Raw genomic sequence first — 17,194 nt, forward strand, 5'->3', positions numbered from 1 at the left:
CCTACGAAATTTTTCGCCTTTTTTGTTGGGGCTCTGCCTCGTTTGCCATTTCTTCCGCTCCGATCTCCTCGATAATCTCGAGCGGTTCTCGTGGAATCCGTGTGACTCGCAGTCCTTCGTCTCTTAGATATTCAACTGAGTGACCGCGTCCGAGGTAAAGCCAGTTGGGGCATACGTCGAGAGTTTCCGAAAGGTGGAGCACGCTTGCGATGTCTGGTTCCGTGTTTTTATAGATCCAAGAGCGGAACTGGGTAAGAGAAATTCCCAAGCGCTCGCAAAACTGTTGGTCATTCTCACCGTTTTGATACTTGCTCTTCTTTTGTTTGAATGAGCGCAATCGTTTGATGAACGTGTCATATTTCGGGTCGTGAGCGGCTTCGTCGGTCATGGGGCTACCCCCGTGATTTGTGATCGAGTTCTAAAGCTTTCCAGGCGACACCTATCAAGATGTCCAGGTCTCTAAACATGTGTTTAACGCTTTTTAGGATGCAATATGCTTGTTCTGCGGCATCCTCTTCGTTTGCTTGACCTAGTGGCTTTACATTCGTGTAAGCCAAGCAATCCGGTCCCCCGGCCACTGAGACCACTTTTAGTTTCACCGCCGATCCCGTGGCCACCAGCGCGTTGGTGGCTGCAATGCTCGGGTGCGAGGGGGGGTTGGCCCCTGGTGCGGCCGTGTTCGATACTACGCGGATCGCGGAATGGGTTGACAGAGAAACCTGCTGGCTGTGCGCCAGCGCTTTGAGCCTGGGAAAGCACTTTTGGTGCGCTGCAAAAAAAACGGAGAGCATCCGTGGTGACAAGATTAGTGGTCATAATTCCCTGGTTTCCCTGGATCCATCCCGAAAGAGAAGCGGATCTCTTCGTTCTTTGGGTTCACCCAAAAACTCTTGATTGTATACAATAATACCTATTTTAGAGAGCACACCAGAGACCACGATACATTCAAAGTGAGCTATATGAGCCATTTCAGATTGTTTAATTGCATGCAAAATAGTTCTTGACGAGACAATTTGTGTATGCAATCCTGAAGCTGCAATGCTTCCTGACACGACGAAGCATTGCGGGGCGATGCTTGGGTGCATTGGTCCCGATGGATCGACCGGCTTTCAAATCACACAGCGTGCCGCAACCTAGATCCGGAGTTCGGGTATGGAAAAAGATGGCTTGCTCATTCTGGTGCAGGTAGACCACCTCAGTGCGGAGGATCTTTCGTGGGTGATGGAAGCGCTCTGCATTCCTGGTGTGCGCAATCGCAACCTCCTGCCGACCATCACCAAGAAGGGGCGCGTCGGCCACCTTCTGCTTCTGGACATCGATGTCAGATACGAGGCCGATATCTCGCGTTTCATTGTTGAGGTGATAGGAAGCTACGGATACCATCGGATAGAGAGCAAACACGTTTTCCAGCCAACTAGCATCGAAGAGAGAGAGCTTGTAATCAGAAACCGTGAGAAAGAGCTTTCTTGCAGGGTTCGTCTCAAGAAGCGAGGAGGAGACGAATCCGGGTTCTTCGCCATCGAGAGCGATGACCTCTATGCCATCGTGAAGCGCATCCGGGATGATCTAGGCTGCGTGGTTTCTCCCATGGGGCTCAGGCGCAAGATCGAAGGAGCAGTCGTTCCTGCTCCGTCAGGTGCTGGAGTTCAGGTTATACAGCTATAGCGGACTGGAAGCCCTGAAAAATTAGACGGTCGTGGGATATGGGCCGGAGTTTGAAGGCAGGCGGGTTCCGATAGAGAAAAGTAGAGAGACCTGGAAGCGACCCGAGGCGGTTCTCTGTCAGAGTGATAACTAAATTGAGGGGCATCGACAAAGTCCCATTAGAGTGCCGCCTCCAGCGCTTCTGGCTCAAATAGACGCATGCGGATGGAAAGAAGACGAACATCGAACATTTGAAAGCAGGCTCAACAAGTCGAACAGAGGAGGAGAGTGCATCGTGAGCAAGACAGCAGAACTAACTACTACTAAGCAGACCCCTTTGGCGGAAGCTCGGCCCGAAAGGAGCTTTGTAAATCGTTATCTTCATAGTGATCTGACTTACAACGGCCTCAGTCTCGGCATCTTTTTGGTGCTCTGGAGTCTTCTCGCCGCAATAGCCAAATCCCCGTTCGTTCCTTCACCGGCTCAGGTGTGGGACGCTTTTGTCCAACTCTATCAGGTAGGAGATGTGGAAGGCTACACCTTGAAAGAGCACATAAGCATGAGCATAGTCCGCATTCTGTCAGGTTTTGGCCTTGCAGCCGCTATGGGGATACCGCTTGGATTATTGATGGGGCTCAATCCGAAGATCTACGACCGCACGAGATCGATCATTGAGCCTATACGTTTCATCCCACCAATCGCCTGGATCCCTCTTTCTATCGTAATCCTCATGGGATTCTCGCGATACGTGTTCCTCATCTGGCTCGGAGCCTTCTTCCCGATCTGGATCAACACTCTCGTGTCAGTGCCACGAGTTAACCCCGTTTACCTCAATGTGGGTCGAGTTTTTGGCGGCGACAAATGGCTGCGGATACGGAAAGTCGTCATTCCGTCGGTATTGCCGGACATAACATCGGGCATGCGTGTAGGTCTCGGGATGGCCTGGATGTGCATAGTAGCTGCAGAGATGATCGGAGGCGAGGGTGTGGGTGTCGGTCGCCTTATCCTCAAATACGCCGAACTTCTCAGGCTGCCAGAGGTGGTCGTGGGAATGCTGATCATCGGTGTCATCGGCTTTGCCATGAACGAGATCATTTTGAGGTTTGAGAAATGGATGTTCAAGTGGAGATGGGAGGTCTCTATCTAGAATCCAACTCGAATCGGCCCGCACGGCCTACTGGCAAGAGGAAGGAAATCTACAATGGATGGAGAAAAACTCAGAGTGGAAGTCGACCAGACCTTCGGCAGCTTCCACGTCCTGGATCGTCTGAACTTTTCAGTCAAAGAGAACGAGTTTCTGTGCTTGGTCGGTCCGAGCGGGAGCGGTAAAACGGTTTTGCTGCAAGTCATTGCTGGTATCGTGCCTCCCTCTAAAGGCAAGGTCACTATGGACTCGGAGCTGGTCAATCCCAGGCATCACAAATTGGGATTTGTTTTTCAAGAGCCCTCATGCCTGCCATGGCGCACTGTCTGGGATGACGTCAAGTTCGGGCTCGAAATCAGGAATTTCGGTGAGAAAGAAATCGCGCGAAAGGTTAGCCGTGTCCTCGAAGTCGTCGGGCTGACAGGGTTTGAGAAATACTATCCTTATCAGATATCTGGTGGAATGAAGCAGAGGGTTGCTCTCGCAAGAGCGCTTGTTACCGACCCTGATCTGCTGTTGATGGACGAACCTTTTGGAGCTCTGGATGCCCAAACACGCTACTTCATGCAGATCGAGGCACAGCGGATCTGGGAAGAACTGAAAACAACCGTTGTGTTCGTCACCAATAACGTTGAAGAGGCTGTGTATCTGGGTGAACGGATACTTGTGCTCTCACCTCCTCCCGCGCAGATTCGAGCGGAAATCCCTGTTGACCTGCCGCGTCCCAGAGATTTGACTGATAAGAACTTCCTGGATTTGCGCAGGCAAGTCACCAGCTATTACGAGGTGGAGCTATGAGCGGGAACGGGTCAAAGCCTGAGGAAAAGAAAATCAAGATCAGATTCACCAACTTCACTAAGTCGTTTGGCGATCTCCTGGTTTTGGACAACATGAACTTCAGTGTCATGGAAAACGAGTTCTTATGTATAGTCGGTCCCACTGGGTGCGGGAAGACGACTCTGTGCAATCTGATCACTACGATCTATCCCCCCACCAGTGGGGAGATTGAGATCAACGGGGAGTCGGCAAATCCGAGAAGGCATAACATTAGCTTCGTTTTTCAGGAACCTTCGGCTTTTCCCTGGCGTACACTCTGGGACAACGTCAAGTTCGGTTTGGAGATCAAGGAGGGCAGTAAAAGCAAAGAAGAAATCGACGAGAGGCTAAGCGAAATATTCCGCATGGTCAAGCTGAAAGGCTTCGAGGAATACTACCCTCATCAGATTTCCATGGGCATGAGTCAGAGGGTTGCCATCGCACGCGCGTTCGTGACGCGGCCCGATCTGCTGCTAATGGACGAACCTTTCGGCCAATTGGACATCAAGACAAGATTCCACATGATGGACGAAATCCTGAGACTGTGGCGTGAGATCAAGGCCACAATCATCTACGTGACCCACAACCTCGAGGAAGCGGTATACCTCGGTCAAAATATCCTGGTGCTTACTCAAAAGCCCACGCATATAAAGGAAACGGTTGAGGTAAACCTACCGCATCCCCGTGATTATGCCAGTCCAGAGTTTATCGACATCAGGAAGCGTGTCACCGAGCTTGTTAAATGGTGGTAGGTGGGGTGGGCCCCTGACGCGGGTCAGACCGGATGGTGCATGAGTTTGACAAATCGAGAAAGGAAATGGATATGAGAAAAGAGGGATTTCTAGGGTTGTTTGTAAAGCTGTTCCTTTTGAGTGCGGTCATCATCGGAGGAATCGGCCAGATCACGGAGACGTACGCCGCAGACGCTAAAATGCAGAAGGTGAGGATTGGATATCTTGTGGGCGATCAGTTGCACCAGCCCGTGCTGCCCATTGGAGAGGCCAAGGGTTACTTCAAGGAAGAAGGCCTTCAGGTTGAGGCGTTGCAGTACAAGGGATCGGGCATTCTGCTGCAGCATTTCGGTGCAAATGAGTGCGACTTTGGCTTGGTGGGGATCTCGGCGGCAATAGCCGGGAAAACTACCGGTGCTGATGTTGTCATTGTCGATAGCCTGAATCACGGAGGATCGGCCATGGTGGTTGATCCGAGTATCAATAAGTTCGAGGATCTCAGAGACCAGCCAGTTGGCACTCCTAGTGTTGGAGGCAATCAGCACACTCTGTTGACCATTCTGGAGAAAAAGCATTCTTGCCCGGTGAAGAAGGTTACCGTCAGTCCTACAGACAGCGCCGTCTTTGCGCGAAATAAAGAGGTAAAGGCAATATTCTCGTACGAGCCCTGGCCGACCAAAGTGGCGGAGTCGGCTGGCTTCAAACTCTTGTATAAATCCGATGATGTCCTGGAAGACCAGCAGTGCTGCCTTATACTCACCCATCGAAGCTATATCAAGGCGCACCCCGATGTGGTAGAAAAGATGGTGAGAATCAATGCCAAAGCCACAAAATACATGAGAGACCACCCGGATGAGGCCATTAAGATTCTGGCCCAGGCTTCGGGCCATGACGTTAACCTCCTGACGAAGGCTTTCAAGAACATGAGCTATCCTTGGCCGCCGGTAGTCTCGGAGAAATCGTCCAAGATAATTCTGCAGGAACTCATCGACACAGGTAAGGTCAAGGCCGAGGCCATCAAACCTGATCTCGACACGTGGTGGAATGAGCTCTATGACAAGACCTTCGAAAAGAAACTGGTCGAGTCCGGCTACATACAGAAGCTCGAGAAAGAAGGAGTCCCCAAATAGAGCGGGCGTAGCTCTGAGACGATTGTGAGGAGACTCTATCGTCTGCCGGCATGGAAGAGGCCGCCAGCACTCCAGCGGCGGCCTCAAAAGGGTAGGAAGTAGTCTGAGAAGGTTCATTCATTATGACCGAAAAAGAAAGCATCTTCTCACTATCAACTTTGAATTTTTCCAGCACTAGGGTGCAGATATGGGCTTGCACTGCAAGAACTTGATGAGGTTCATAAATGAATTTGAGTAGTTCCCACACTGCCAATGAGTTTTCCCGGTTTAATTCGACCACTTCACTGGAGGGCAACTGAGATGCCAGATCAAAAATCCAAAAACCGGCAGTCAAATAGTGTGCAGCACGGAACCTCACAGCAGCGCGTCTATCAAGAAATCAGGAAATCTATCGTCGACGGCACAATCGCTTTCGGCCAACGTCTCTCCGAAGATTCGCTCGCGAAGATGTTTCAAGTAAGCCGGACGCCTGTACGGGAAGCCATCTTTCAACTGACTCAGGAAGGCCTGATTTCAAAGAAGAACAACAGCCACTTTTATGTAAGGAGGCCTTCGGAAGAGGAATTGGAGGATCTCTTCGATCTGCGCATAGTCCTCAACAACCTACTTATAGACAAGCTGATGGCTCATCGCGACGAGCACGTCATAGAGGCACTGGAAAGAAACGTAGAGAAGTGCAAATCACTTGACGAGAGTGATACCGTAAGCCTGAATTATGCACTCTCCGAATTTCACAGTACCATGTGTGCCGGGGCCAGAAGCCCATACGTTGAGCGGTTTTTGTCTGGCATGATGGACCACATGCTGATGAGTAGGGCGATAGCCTTAGAAATCCCGGGAGTCCGCTCAATGCTCATCTCGGACCACGAGAAAATCGTGGCAGCCATCAAGGCAGGAAACAAAGCCGAGGCGAAAAGGAGAATCCGAGAACATACTGCCAACACGAAAAAGAAAATTCTGCAGGTAGTTCTGAAAGATAGATTGAGAGAGATTGTCAACGAAGAGAGTCAGTAAGCTCTGCCAGTACTGACTCTCTAAATCCGGACCAGATATGGAATAAGCAATCTGACAACATGCCTGTGGGACTCAGGCGATTTGGCCATGTCGCTTTGTCGACAGCGCTTTGAATACCTACTGACCATATAGTCAGGCGTCAGCTAGCTATTGAGAGCCTGAGTCCTTGTCAAGGTCGTTTCCGGGTGTTGAGTGATTCCAATAGTCGGGTGGTATAACTGCGCTCAACTCAACAGAATTGGCTTACGATCGAAAAGACTGTCAGACATCTGGTTATCAGCTCTATTATTTGTCGGAAAGGAGAAAAACCTTGCCACAGGAGGTTGTCATTATAGGCTCGGTTTCAATGGGGCCAAAGGCGGCGGCTAGATTCAAGAGGCTTGAGCTCGATTCTAAAGTGACTCTGCTCGATCAAGAGACATTGATATCATATGCTTGTGGAGGCATCTCTTACTTGGTGGGTGGCGATCTCATGGGAGCCCACATTCTCAGGCAAACAAACTTTCAGGTGCTTCGAGACGAGAAATACTACCGTGAAGTCCTGGGCGTGACAATGCGGACGAACACGCGAGCACTCAGCATTGATCGACGAGACAAAAAGGTACTGATCGAAAACACCGCAACAGGCGAACGCGAGTTGCTGCCTTACGACAAGCTGGTACTCGCTACCGGAAAGCGCCCTAAACCATTTTCTGTTCCGGGGGCCGACCTGAAAGGCGTATTCGATGTTTACAGTCTGAAAAGCGCCGAAAGGGTTAGAGAGTGGATTGTCAATCCTGGAGCAAGCAAGGCTGTGATTATCGGCGGAGGACTGACAGGTCTGGAACTCGTGCCGGCTCTGTCAGATATGTGGGACATAGAGGTCAGTATTGTGGAGCAGTCTTCTCAACTGTTGCCCGAGCACATTGGTCCCAGCTTAGCTATGATGGTTAAACACCACCTCGAAGAGAAAGGGGCCGCAGTCTATCTGAAGGAAAGCATAGTTCGGTTGGAAGGGAACGGCACAGTACAAAGGGTGGTCACCGACAAAAGGATTTTGGAAACAGATCTGGTCATAGTGGCCACAGGCGTTGAACCCAATTCCGACCTGGCAAAAGAGGCCGGTCTGGACATATCGTCCGGTGGCGCCATCATGGTGAATAATAATATGCAGACATCGGACCCCTTGATCTACGCGGGCGGTGACTGTGTGGAGGTGACCAACCTGATTACCCGCAAACCAGGTTACTTCCCCTGGCCTTCCATAGCTCAGCGACAGGGTCGAGTCATAGGAACTAATCTTGCTGCCGGGAATGCGGAATTCAAGGGAGCGGTCGGCAACTATGCAGCGAAGTTTTTCGACCTGACCATTGCCTGTGCAGGGCTGAACATTCATGCGGCTCGAAGGGAAGGATTTGATGCCGTCACTGCCATGGTCTCGCAAATCGAACGAGCCCATTTCTTTCATCAAAAAGATCACTTGTACCTGGAGCTTGTGGTCGAAAAAACGAGCGGTCGAGTACTGGGGATCCAGGGCATTTCAGATGCCGGGGATGGACTCGTCGGCCGTGTCAACACGATTGCAGCCCTCCTTGAGTATGGGCCGTCTGCCAGTGAGGTAGGGAATCTGGAAATTGCTTACGCTCCGCAATTTTCAGCGGCCATGGACGTCGTTAACACACTGGGAAACTCTGCCGAAAACGTTCTTTTTGGGCGAGGTCGCACTATGGATCCCATTGAGTTCAAGTCCTTGTGGCCGGAGATGGGCAAAAACGGATGGATTGTATTGGATACCCGTTTCACCCACGAGGCTGAACCGTTCGTGAAGAGATATCCTGACAGATGGAAACATATCTCGACCACGGAGCTACTTGCAAGAAAGCACGAAGTCCCGAGGGACAAGAAGCTGATAGTTCTGTGCAAAACCGGCGAGCGTTCATACGATTCACACGTAATCCTGAATGACATGGATTTAGAAGACAATCGAAACCTGCAAGGAGGACTCATGTACCTGATGCAGTGCGGGATGATCTCACCAGACCTCACGGAAGTGATTGAACACGAGATGCTCGTGCAGAATTCAGAGAGCCTGGGACCGGAAGACGAAAAGGAGGACCTATTGTTTACTGCGATGCGACAAGGATGAAAGATTGAAGATGACGAGATGTTCCAACCATCTGCAATCAAGTCGGGACGGACTGAGAGAGTCTTATCGTTCGTAATATGCTTTCAAGGAGGTTGTTGAGTTGACTAGGCTGCTAAAAGGGTCCGATGTGGCTATCAGTGTGGGTGTCAACGAGACTGAAAAATGTGTTGGTGGAAAGCCTATTCCTTGGGAGGATGTGGCCTTTCAAGCGGAAACTGAGTTGACGAGCGCCACTACTCCGGTAAGTCACGATATCGGAGCAGCCACGATCTCGATACTAATGAATAATAGCGTACGAGCAAGCAAAACGCCAAGAATTGCGGATGAGCGGCTACTTAAGATCCTGTCAAGTGTCAGATCCGGAGAGATTTGTGTCGAAGAGGCATACGAGACCCTGAAAGATATGCCTTTCGAGGACCTCACGCATACCAAGATCGATCATCATCGTGCTGTCCGCAAAGGGCTTCACGAGGTGATTTTCGGCCAGGGGAAAACGGTCGATCAGATGACAGATATCATTCGCGCGATGCGTCAGAAGAATCTGGACGTACTTGTGACAAGGGTTAGAACAGATGCAGGTGAGGCTCTGCTTTCCCGTTTCCCTGAAGGAGTCTTCTCAAAGGACGCTGGTTGCTTCTTCATACGGAAAGACCTGACTGTTAAGGGCAAAGGCACAATTCTGGTCATATCGGCAGGGACTAGCGACATCAAGGTAGCTGAGGAAGCCTATATCACGTCCACCTTTTTTGGAAATACGACAGAAAAGTTGTATGACGTCGGCGTGGCGGGTATTCACAGGCTCTTTCAGCACCTAGAGACACTCAAAAAAGCCCGTGTGATCATTGTTGCAGCGGGCATGGAAGGCGCTCTTCCCTCTGTTGTGGCGGGTGTAGTAAGCGCACCGGTGATAGCTGTTCCGACGAGCGTGGGCTACGGCGCCAGCTTCGGCGGCCTGACAGCACTTCTGGCCATGCTCAACTCATGCGCCACTGTCTCCGTGATGAACATAGACAATGGATTTGGCGCTTCCTATTTCGCCACTTTAATCAATAGGCTGTGAAGATATGAGAACATTGCATATAGACCCTATTTTCGGCATAAGCGGCGACATGATGATAAGTGCCCTGATAGACGCTGGAATGCCCATCGAATTTCTCCTGAAGCCCCTAACAGGGGTGCAGGCCGAGCTTCCTTCCATAGTCCCTGTCAGAAAGCAGCAAGGGACAATCCAAGGAATTCACCTTGAGATTGGCGCCTGCCAGCTCCATCTGTCAGTGCATGACATGGAGACGCTGATCCGTGCGACCGACGCAGACAACGAGGTCAAGGCAGATGCCCTTGCAATGTTGGAGATCATCCTTGAGGCAGAAGCCAAAGTCCACGGTACGACACGCGACGAGGTGCACCTCCATGAGCTTGCCCACGTGGACACTTTGATCGACCTACTCGGAGTTGCGACAGGCATCCGCTACTTTGGGATACAACGGGTCTACTGCGGCACCATCCCTCATGGACGCGGTTTCATCAAGACGGCTCATGGCATGCTCCCCAACCCACCCCCGGTCACCTTGGAGATTCTGTCAGACTTTCCTGCCTTCTTCTGCGACGAAGCACTTGAGATGACAACGCCAACAGGCGCTGCAATAGTCCGTCACTACGTAAAGGAGAAAATGTTGATTCCTCCTCTCGAAGTCGAACGGATCGGCTATGGTTTTGGATCTTACAAGACCGAGAAGCCCGATGTTCTGAGGCTGATGATTGGTGCCACCAGGAATCCGCCATGGCAGGACCCCTGAAGACAGAGATGTGCGCATATAGGCAGAATAGCCTGCCTCGCGGCGAAGAGTCTCGGCTTGGCTGCATTTGCCTCGCATTAGATTTCTCCGCACTTGGAGAAAAACGATACCAACGACGGAGACAGGTTGTGAATACGGAACGAGCTCATAAACGGAGGCATATTATGAACAAAGAAGTAATTGCCGCGGTGATGGCGGCATCCTCGGACTTGAATCTTATGACGCTGGATCGGATAGAGGCGTGCACCAAAGGACATGGTTCCCTTAACATGGCAGTATTGGGGATCACTAATGTTGTGGCAGAGGAACTGCAAAAAGGTGCCGACATTGCAGTTAAATTTGCGGATTCGACTGAGATTCCTGTCGACCACGTATTGTCCCGCGCCATCGTCGCCGCACGAGAGGCCGGAGCAGACGCGGCCAATGCTGCGTTGCTGAGTGCTGCGGTGTTGTTGATGGCTGGCAGCAACGCTCAGGCAGGGGTGCCGGCTGGTAGCCGCAAACTGGGAGGCATGGCCCGGATCCTGGCCGGAGCAGACCGCTGTGGCGTTGCAGCATTGCCCAGCATCAAGAGAGGTAACAAGGTATCCGGCTTTGCAGCGGTTCAGGCCATTTACCAAGCACTGGCGGAGGGAAAGCTCACGAGGATCCAAGGCTCGCGCATGCCGAGGGGGCTTGGGCCTGTTTTCGGCCACGGTGCGCTGGGGGAAGAGATAGTCATCCCCGAATTGGCCAGCAACGCTGCCAAGGTTGGAACGATCGCCATGCTGAACGCTATGTCTGGAGCAGGCATTGATCCGGATCCGCTGTCTGCCGCTCTGCTCGGATCTGCAGCAGCCCTCGAGATCGTCCATCCCGATGCCTGGATACCGAACGAAGAAGGCGACTTTCATCGGGGAGCAGCCTATCCCGTTGGTAAAGCCGCTTCAGAAGCAGCCGGACTTCCCAAAAAACTACATGTTTATGGGACTGATGAAGAATACGATACCGCCCAGTTGGTCGGCGACGTCGGCCTCATTCTCAAAGATGTAGGCGGAGTCTCACTCATCGGCATGGTAGCTCTCCACGATGTATTGAACATTTTCAAAGAGGCACCCTTCATGCTTACCCAGGCTGCTCGCTCTAACGCTCATCATAGCGAAGATGCGATGCTTGCCCTCAAAACTCTGCAGTGGTGCAAGTTTGATTTCGACCGGGCCGTGGAGATCTTTTCCAAGCGTGGGGAACACTCCATGGACCCTGAGACCACTATGGTTGCAGTGAACACGGTTGCGAGAAAGGCCGAGCAGGTCCGTCGTGGGCCCATAACAAAAATGATGATCGCTGCCTCGGAACCGATACGAACAAAGGCTCTTTACGACCGAGCCAAACGTGCTAGCCGTGAGCTTGCTGACGGTGCAACCTTGACATCAGTGGTGGAAGGCCTGGACCGTGACCGCCAGGCACTGGTCGAACAGAGGACTTCCCAGATGATGTCCAACGCAATGGGAAAAGCGGTCTCCATCCGCATGGTAAAAGCCTACTCTCGTAACACGAAGGGAAAATTGAGCCGATGGTGGGGACTGGACGGTGATGCCGATATGGAAGTCGCAGTCGACGGCAAGACCGTTTTGCTGGAAAAAGTCGTTTCCGAACTTACTGTAAAAGTGGCGGAGAGCGACGATCCGGAACTTCGATCGCTACTTTTCATCGCAGGGCGACCTCTTAGGGAACTGCTTCTCGGGGGCAACATCATCCTCAACATCACAGTCCCGACAGCGGTTGCGGTGATCAGGGCCAGAGGAAGCGCCAAAGAACTTGCTCAGATTGCAGAAAGAGCAGCGTACATTACGGCAGGAATCCCGGGGGCTCGACAGAAAGCGGTGGAAGTGGCCCATTTGGCGGAGCGAATCGCCCAAATGCTCGATTCTGATGATCATTAATGCCAACACCCGTGGCGAAGTGAGCCACAACGGGCAAATGGAGCCCCGATAGGAGAATCATCTGTCTTGACCGAGTGACGTCATGGTCATCGTGGGAATACGCTCTTGATGTTGCGAAATCTGGGGCCCCTGGGAGTTCTGAACAAGAGGGGCCCCTTGATTTTCCTTCTTTGATTGCGAATTGTCAAAAGCCATAATTCTGGCACTCAGCCGCCCCTGTTTCAAAAGGCCGCAACCTTAGTTGCCTTTAAATGATCCTTGAATACGGTTCTGATGCTTGTCTGTAAATTGGAGACATAATATGACAACCGAAGGTTCGGTAGTTGCTTCCCACGCTAAAGATCGGTTGTTCTACGGCTATATCATAGTCGCTGCCGGCTTCTGTATTTGGATGGCGTCTTGGGGTGCCGACCAGTGTTTTGGAATCTTCTACAAATCAATAATGCTCGAGTTCGGATGGACTCGCGCAGAAACCGTTCTAGCTTTCTCTTTAAGTTTCATCGTACAGGCTGTCCTGGCAATTTACATGGGCTGGTTGACCGACCGACTGGGACCTAGAATAGTCGTTACTGTCTTTGGCTCATGCTTGGGGATTTCCTATCTGTTGCTCTCTCGAATGACTTCCCTCTGGCAATTCAACATCTATTATTCCATCCTTGGAGCGATAGGACTAGGGGGAACTATTGTGCCGGTCATGGCGACCGTCGCTCGGTGGTTCGACAGAAGACGGGGGCTGATGGTCGCTATCGTGCAGACCGGAGTCGGAATTGGAGGATCCATTTTTGCTCCTCTCAGCGGATGGCTGATTGTGAAATATGGCTGGCGCTCGGCCTATGATGCCCTGGCGGTCATAGTTCTCACAGTAATAATTGTGTCTGGTTTGCTGCTCAAACGTGATCCACAATCCGTCGGCCAGTTACCAGATGGCTTCTCTCTTGTCATGCCGGCGCCCAATGAAACCAAAGCTATCGTGAATAGTGCGGGCCTCTCGTTACGACAAGCCTTGCGCACCCATCAATTCTGGATTGTCGTCGGGATCTTTTTCTGTTTCGGTTATAGCAGGTCAGCATTCCTGCCCCACATTGCCAATCATGTTCAAGATCTGGGATTCACAATCACTGATGGTGCCCATGTCATGGCCGTGCTCACTGCATCCAGCATTGCAGGGCGGTTTTGGCTGGGATGGGTGGACAACAAACACGCTTTCATGATCAGCTTCGCCGTCACGGCAGCTTCTTTGGTCTGGGCCTTAATCACCAGGGACATGCGGGGCCTTTACTTGTTTGTGGTTCTTTTCGGACTTGGCTGGGGTGCCCAGGCAGTCCTTCGGTTGACCGTAGCCTCAGAGATCTTTGGTCTGCTTTCCATCGGCTTGTTGTTAGGGGTATTTGGATTCTCTGAGGCGATCGCCAGTGCTTTGGGAGCATGCCTCTCCGGGTTAATTTTTGATCTAACGGGTAGCTATCAACTGGCCTTTTTGATTGGTATTCCAGTGTCCGTTGCTGGCATTCTACTGTCATTCGCACTTAAGCCAGTCAGTCTGGAGGACAGTAAACATGCGACCAAGCGTATCTGGATTTCGAACTGATGAATGGGCCTCGAGTTAGAATCCGCCTTGCCTTGCATACCACAGTGAAAGAATGGAGCCACATGAACGATCTATACCTCTGATTTGAACGAGAGGTCTGGTTCTTCCGTTTTATAGCCCTGCGATCTTGCCCCGCGAGGCATGCGGAGTACGAAGACCCGGGCGAATGTTGGATTTCAAATTAGACCGTCCAATTCTTGCTGATTATCTGAGACTGATAGACGGCGATGCCAACGAGTGGTTGCTGGGAAAAAAACAGCAGATTTGAATGTTATTTCAAATCCGCCGTCATACCAATGTGCGTTCAAAGAAGTAATCTCGCCACCGGCGGGAGCAAATCCAGTCCCGGCAAATAACAGGTTTTCTCAATATTCCCTCTATGAAAGCACATTGGTATCAGGCCAAAAATATTCCTGATTAGACGCACAATTGCTCGGCTGCCAAAACAGCGGATTCTTCTTATACCGTTGTTCCGAAAACCTCTTTTATTGCAGACCAAAGGGATCAAGCTACGCCGTAAATTTTTACATCGGGGTCTGCTGACCATAAAGGCTTAAGGCCGATAAAGACATCATTTTTGAACATCTCACTGTCCAAATAGGACTTTGCATTTTCGACACTATCAAATCCGTGAAGCACCTGAACATCCTCATCACGGATGAGCAGTTCTTTGGAAACCGCTCCTTTGATTTGTGTCAAGAAAGGCTGACGGTATTCCGCATAGATCTTAGCCGCAGCCGGACGGTTGGCGTTGTCAATAACCATTGTGATTTCCAGGTATGCTTTTGCACTCATAGTACATTCCTCCATATAATGAACTTTGTATGGTTTAACCATCACTGAAGGATAATAGAGCTGCTTATGCGAGTCAATATACTGGTAATTTAATTAGTAACTATGTTTTTAAAGAGTTAAGCATCATAGTTGGTCACAACTTCTGCACGAAGGTAATTTTTTGTCTAAGTCCTCTTTCGCATGTTTCCTCGACCATTCACAAATGCTTTGGAGAATTGGAAGTACCGATCTTCCAATTTCAGTAAGAGCATATTCTACTCGGGGTGGGATTTCATTATATTGCTTGCGATTGATCATTTCATCTGCAATCAACTCTTTGAGCATTGCAGCAAGTACCGCGTCAGTAATATTGCGGAGGTCTTTCTTGATTTCATTGTACCGCATTACATTATTGACAGATAACACACAGATAATCCTCGATTTCCATTTGCCACCAAAAATGCCAATCCCATGCTCGATAGGACACATAATTTCTTTCTCAAGTTTTGGCTCATATTTCATTGCTGCCTTCTCCCACTTTCGCTATATTACTAGTAGCAACTATACTAGATATGAGTAACTATGTTAACTGACAGGAAAGGCCTGGTATTGTGCTGGTCTGGTCTGCCAGTCAATGGGCAACACTCGATTCTCTGTTAAAATCGTATGATCCCTCGAACAAATATCCGTTCGTCCGCCACACGACTGAGGACGAATTCTGCGTGGACAACCTCGGCCGGCTCAAGTATAGTACTCTATGTAAGCAGAAAGCTCCGATCGGAAAGCTACCGCTCGATCAAATGGATAATAGCGTGGCAGATAAAGTTTATATTAGAGAATCACATGAACTCCGGACCAAAGGGTTCGGTCGCACAAGTAATATTGAATCATGGTCATCACTTTGATGCTTTGCGATAGGAGGGGGAGCGTGAATATCTGCGATCTAACTCGACGAACGAGACGGCAATTGGGAATGCCCTCACCTTATGACTTCTTCTGCTGGGCCCTGATGATCGGTATTCTCTTGTTCATGGTTTCGGGATGCGGGAGGTATAAAGAGGAGCTCGAAAGCGCCAGGCAGCAGATTGAAAAGCTCAACTCCGACGTCAAGAAATTGACTGAGGAGACTGCCAGCCTGAACCGAGAAAAAAGTCGTCTAATTGACGACGTGAACGCTCTTTCAGACAAAAATACGCGAATGCAGCGGGAATTGGACGACTTGAATAAAACTAAAGCAGCTCTCTCTGGGGAAAACAAAGAGCTTAAAAAGAAATATGGTGCAGTTGAGGAGGAAATCTCTTCTCTAAAAACCGAAAAGGCCAAGCTGACTCAAGAAGTAGAGGAGCTCAAGAAACGTGCGGCCAACATGGTGCCATCGCCAGGACCACTTGCCGCCATGCCGACCGAAGTCACTCCAGAGAAGGCAAAACAGCCGGAAGAACTTAGTCCCTGTGATGCGGTACTTGCTTTCATGAAAGCAAGTGAGAGGGTTGTCCGTCAGCAAAAGGGAGGAGAGCGCACAAAAGCCCTTGAACAGGTAAAACAGCAGTACGCTCCGAAAATGAAAGGAGCGCCTGAGAAGGCCAGAAAAGCGGCACAAGATTGGGTCAAAGAAGGAACCAAATTCTGGGACAAGTCTTCTGACGAGTCGTCGTTTCGACTTCTCCAACTGAGGAATACTGTTTTGGAAACCTGTGGGAAATCAGCAAGGGAAGCCGGCTTCTAGCAACGCCGGCGCTGCATTTCCAGTAAGCCTTATAACTGATCTGCTATTTGATTGATCAATGTGTCACTTGGCTCTCACGCAATGTATCGGCCAATTGCGCGAGAGAGCGGCTCATATCCATAATGTGTCCGTTGGCGACCTTTGCCGAATCCAGAATGTTTAAGTAAAGGGCAGAAGCTTTAGGAAAACACAGCCCTTCGAGCAAGCGATCCCTATGGGCGAGGGCAAAATCCAGCGTCATCTGGTTGAATGTCTCACCTTTCGATATCACATAGTCCAGAAGTTCTCTGTCTCGATTAACTAGGACTGTTCTGAAGTTCGACAGGATGTCCAGAAACGTTTTATGCAATCGGGCTAATTCCTCGTGGGCTTTTTCGCTGAAGTATATTCCGTCCCGTGCTTTAGCGGATGCCACCTCAATGATACGTTCCAACATGTCTCCGATCCTTCCGAAATGTCCGGGAAACAGCACGAGCGTCCGCAGAACCTCTCCAGTGGTTGAGGGCGAACACACCAGATCGCCTGTCAAACCCTTCTCTTTTTCATGAATTTCCTCAGCCAGCTCACCGAATTTGACCAGCTTGTCCCTGTCCACTTCGATCATACATTTGTGCATCAAGGTAGTCATTTCGATAAGCTTATCGAGCATAATCAGGAGGCCTTCCTCCAGGCACGTCATCTCGGTCGCTTTCACGGCATGTGATTCATCGACTCTCATTGCCTCAGCGTCTAGCTTCGGGCTGATAATTCTGAAGGGATTAACAAAAAACCGTTTACTTTTCAT

Annotated in this window: 16 protein-coding genes; 12 read left to right on the forward strand and 4 right to left on the reverse strand. The window is 50.5% G+C overall.

The window, feature by feature from the left end; translation table 11 throughout:
- Window position 1 precedes the first annotated feature (1 nt).
- Complete coding sequence (locus DESTI_RS25720; protein ID WP_014812886.1) at window positions 2–388, reverse strand: hypothetical protein; 387 nt, start codon at window positions 386–388, stop codon at window positions 2–4.
- A 764-nt stretch (window positions 389–1,152) separates the two neighbouring features.
- Between DESTI_RS25720 and larC (DESTI_RS25730) the strand changes: the two genes are divergently transcribed.
- The 11 genes from larC (DESTI_RS25730) to DESTI_RS25780 all read left to right on the forward strand — a co-directional run bounded on the left by larC (DESTI_RS25730) (window position 1,153) and on the right by DESTI_RS25780 (window position 13,910).
- Complete coding sequence (gene larC, locus DESTI_RS25730; protein ID WP_041286506.1) at window positions 1,153–1,665, forward strand: nickel insertion protein; 513 nt, start codon at window positions 1,153–1,155, stop codon at window positions 1,663–1,665.
- A 274-nt stretch (window positions 1,666–1,939) separates the two neighbouring features.
- On the forward strand, window positions 1,940–2,791 hold the full coding sequence (locus DESTI_RS25735; RefSeq protein ID WP_014812888.1) for an ABC transporter permease: 852 nt from the start codon (window positions 1,940–1,942) through the stop codon (window positions 2,789–2,791).
- Window positions 2,792–2,845: 54 nt separating this feature from the next.
- Window positions 2,846–3,586 carry an ABC transporter ATP-binding protein gene (locus DESTI_RS25740; protein ID WP_014812889.1) on the forward strand — a complete coding sequence of 247 codons (741 nt, stop codon included), beginning with the start codon at window positions 2,846–2,848 and terminating at the stop codon, window positions 3,584–3,586.
- Window positions 3,583–4,356 carry an ABC transporter ATP-binding protein gene (locus DESTI_RS25745; protein WP_014812890.1) on the forward strand — a complete coding sequence of 258 codons (774 nt, stop codon included), beginning with the start codon at window positions 3,583–3,585 and terminating at the stop codon, window positions 4,354–4,356. The genes DESTI_RS25740 and DESTI_RS25745 overlap by 4 nt, the downstream gene beginning before the upstream one ends.
- Window positions 4,357–4,427: 71 nt before the next feature.
- Window positions 4,428–5,465, forward strand: a complete 1,038-nt coding sequence (locus DESTI_RS25750; RefSeq protein WP_014812891.1) for an ABC transporter substrate-binding protein — start codon at window positions 4,428–4,430, stop codon at window positions 5,463–5,465.
- A 300-nt stretch (window positions 5,466–5,765) separates the two neighbouring features.
- Window positions 5,766–6,479: a GntR family transcriptional regulator gene (locus DESTI_RS29490; RefSeq protein WP_014812892.1), complete on the forward strand. Its 714-nt coding sequence runs from the start codon at window positions 5,766–5,768 to the stop codon at window positions 6,477–6,479.
- A gap of 310 nt (window positions 6,480–6,789) precedes the next feature.
- A complete protein-coding gene (locus DESTI_RS25760; RefSeq protein WP_014812893.1) occupies window positions 6,790–8,604 on the forward strand; it encodes an FAD-dependent oxidoreductase in 1,815 nt (604 codons plus the stop codon).
- 100 nt (window positions 8,605–8,704) lie between these two features.
- On the forward strand, window positions 8,705–9,664 hold the full coding sequence (gene larB, locus DESTI_RS25765; RefSeq protein WP_014812894.1) for a nickel pincer cofactor biosynthesis protein LarB: 960 nt from the start codon (window positions 8,705–8,707) through the stop codon (window positions 9,662–9,664).
- Window positions 9,665–9,668: 4 nt separating this feature from the next.
- On the forward strand, window positions 9,669–10,400 hold the full coding sequence (gene larC, locus DESTI_RS25770; protein ID WP_014812895.1) for a nickel pincer cofactor biosynthesis protein LarC: 732 nt from the start codon (window positions 9,669–9,671) through the stop codon (window positions 10,398–10,400).
- A 164-nt stretch (window positions 10,401–10,564) separates the two neighbouring features.
- On the forward strand, window positions 10,565–12,322 hold the full coding sequence (locus tag DESTI_RS25775) for a hypothetical protein (protein ID WP_041287635.1): 1,758 nt from the start codon (window positions 10,565–10,567) through the stop codon (window positions 12,320–12,322).
- A 301-nt stretch (window positions 12,323–12,623) separates the two neighbouring features.
- On the forward strand, window positions 12,624–13,910 hold the full coding sequence (locus tag DESTI_RS25780) for an MFS transporter (RefSeq protein WP_014812897.1): 1,287 nt from the start codon (window positions 12,624–12,626) through the stop codon (window positions 13,908–13,910).
- Window positions 13,911–14,414: 504 nt separating this feature from the next.
- On the opposite strand, the gene DESTI_RS25785 is transcribed toward DESTI_RS25780, so the two are convergent.
- Complete coding sequence (locus DESTI_RS25785; protein ID WP_014812898.1) at window positions 14,415–14,705, reverse strand: hypothetical protein; 291 nt, start codon at window positions 14,703–14,705, stop codon at window positions 14,415–14,417.
- Window positions 14,706–14,828: 123 nt separating this feature from the next.
- Window positions 14,829–15,206 (reverse strand): winged helix-turn-helix transcriptional regulator, encoded by a 378-nt coding sequence (locus DESTI_RS25790; RefSeq protein WP_014812899.1) that lies wholly within the window; start codon window positions 15,204–15,206, stop codon window positions 14,829–14,831.
- A 688-nt stretch (window positions 15,207–15,894) separates the two neighbouring features.
- On the opposite strand from DESTI_RS25790, the gene DESTI_RS31015 reads away from it, so the two are divergent.
- Window positions 15,895–16,410 carry a hypothetical protein gene (locus DESTI_RS31015; RefSeq protein WP_157212280.1) on the forward strand — a complete coding sequence of 172 codons (516 nt, stop codon included), beginning with the start codon at window positions 15,895–15,897 and terminating at the stop codon, window positions 16,408–16,410.
- A 55-nt stretch (window positions 16,411–16,465) separates the two neighbouring features.
- Here the strand turns inward: DESTI_RS31015 and DESTI_RS25805 are convergent, their stop codons facing one another.
- The gene (locus tag DESTI_RS25805) at window positions 16,466–17,194 is read right to left on the reverse strand and encodes a Na/Pi cotransporter family protein (protein WP_041286508.1); all 729 of its coding nucleotides are present in this window, start codon (window positions 17,192–17,194) and stop codon (window positions 16,466–16,468) included.

The sequence above is a fragment of the Desulfomonile tiedjei DSM 6799 genome, assembly GCF_000266945.1.
In the GTDB taxonomy this organism is placed as follows: Bacteria; Desulfobacterota; Desulfomonilia; order Desulfomonilales; family Desulfomonilaceae; genus Desulfomonile; species Desulfomonile tiedjei.

Bases quoted from the DNA above. Each gene is read 5' to 3' on its own strand.
- DESTI_RS25720 (WP_014812886.1), bottom strand. From the start codon at position 388: ATGACCGACGAAGCCGCTCACGACCCGAAATATGACACGTTCATCAAA.
- larC (WP_041286506.1), top strand. From the start codon at position 1,153: ATGGAAAAAGATGGCTTGCTCATTCTGGTGCAGGTAGACCACCTCAGT.
- larC (WP_014812895.1), top strand. From the start codon at position 9,669: ATGAGAACATTGCATATAGACCCTATTTTCGGCATAAGCGGCGACATG.
- DESTI_RS29490 (WP_014812892.1), top strand. From the start codon at position 5,766: ATGCCAGATCAAAAATCCAAAAACCGGCAGTCAAATAGTGTGCAGCAC.
- DESTI_RS25745 (WP_014812890.1), top strand. From the start codon at position 3,583: ATGAGCGGGAACGGGTCAAAGCCTGAGGAAAAGAAAATCAAGATCAGA.
- DESTI_RS25805 (WP_041286508.1), bottom strand. From the start codon at position 17,194: ATGAAAAGTAAACGGTTTTTTGTTAATCCCTTCAGAATTATCAGCCCG.
- DESTI_RS25780 (WP_014812897.1), top strand. From the start codon at position 12,624: ATGACAACCGAAGGTTCGGTAGTTGCTTCCCACGCTAAAGATCGGTTG.
- DESTI_RS25785 (WP_014812898.1), bottom strand. From the start codon at position 14,705: ATGAGTGCAAAAGCATACCTGGAAATCACAATGGTTATTGACAACGCC.
- DESTI_RS25790 (WP_014812899.1), bottom strand. From the start codon at position 15,206: ATGAAATATGAGCCAAAACTTGAGAAAGAAATTATGTGTCCTATCGAG.
- DESTI_RS25740 (WP_014812889.1), top strand. From the start codon at position 2,846: ATGGATGGAGAAAAACTCAGAGTGGAAGTCGACCAGACCTTCGGCAGC.
- DESTI_RS25750 (WP_014812891.1), top strand. From the start codon at position 4,428: ATGAGAAAAGAGGGATTTCTAGGGTTGTTTGTAAAGCTGTTCCTTTTG.
- DESTI_RS25775 (WP_041287635.1), top strand. From the start codon at position 10,565: ATGAACAAAGAAGTAATTGCCGCGGTGATGGCGGCATCCTCGGACTTG.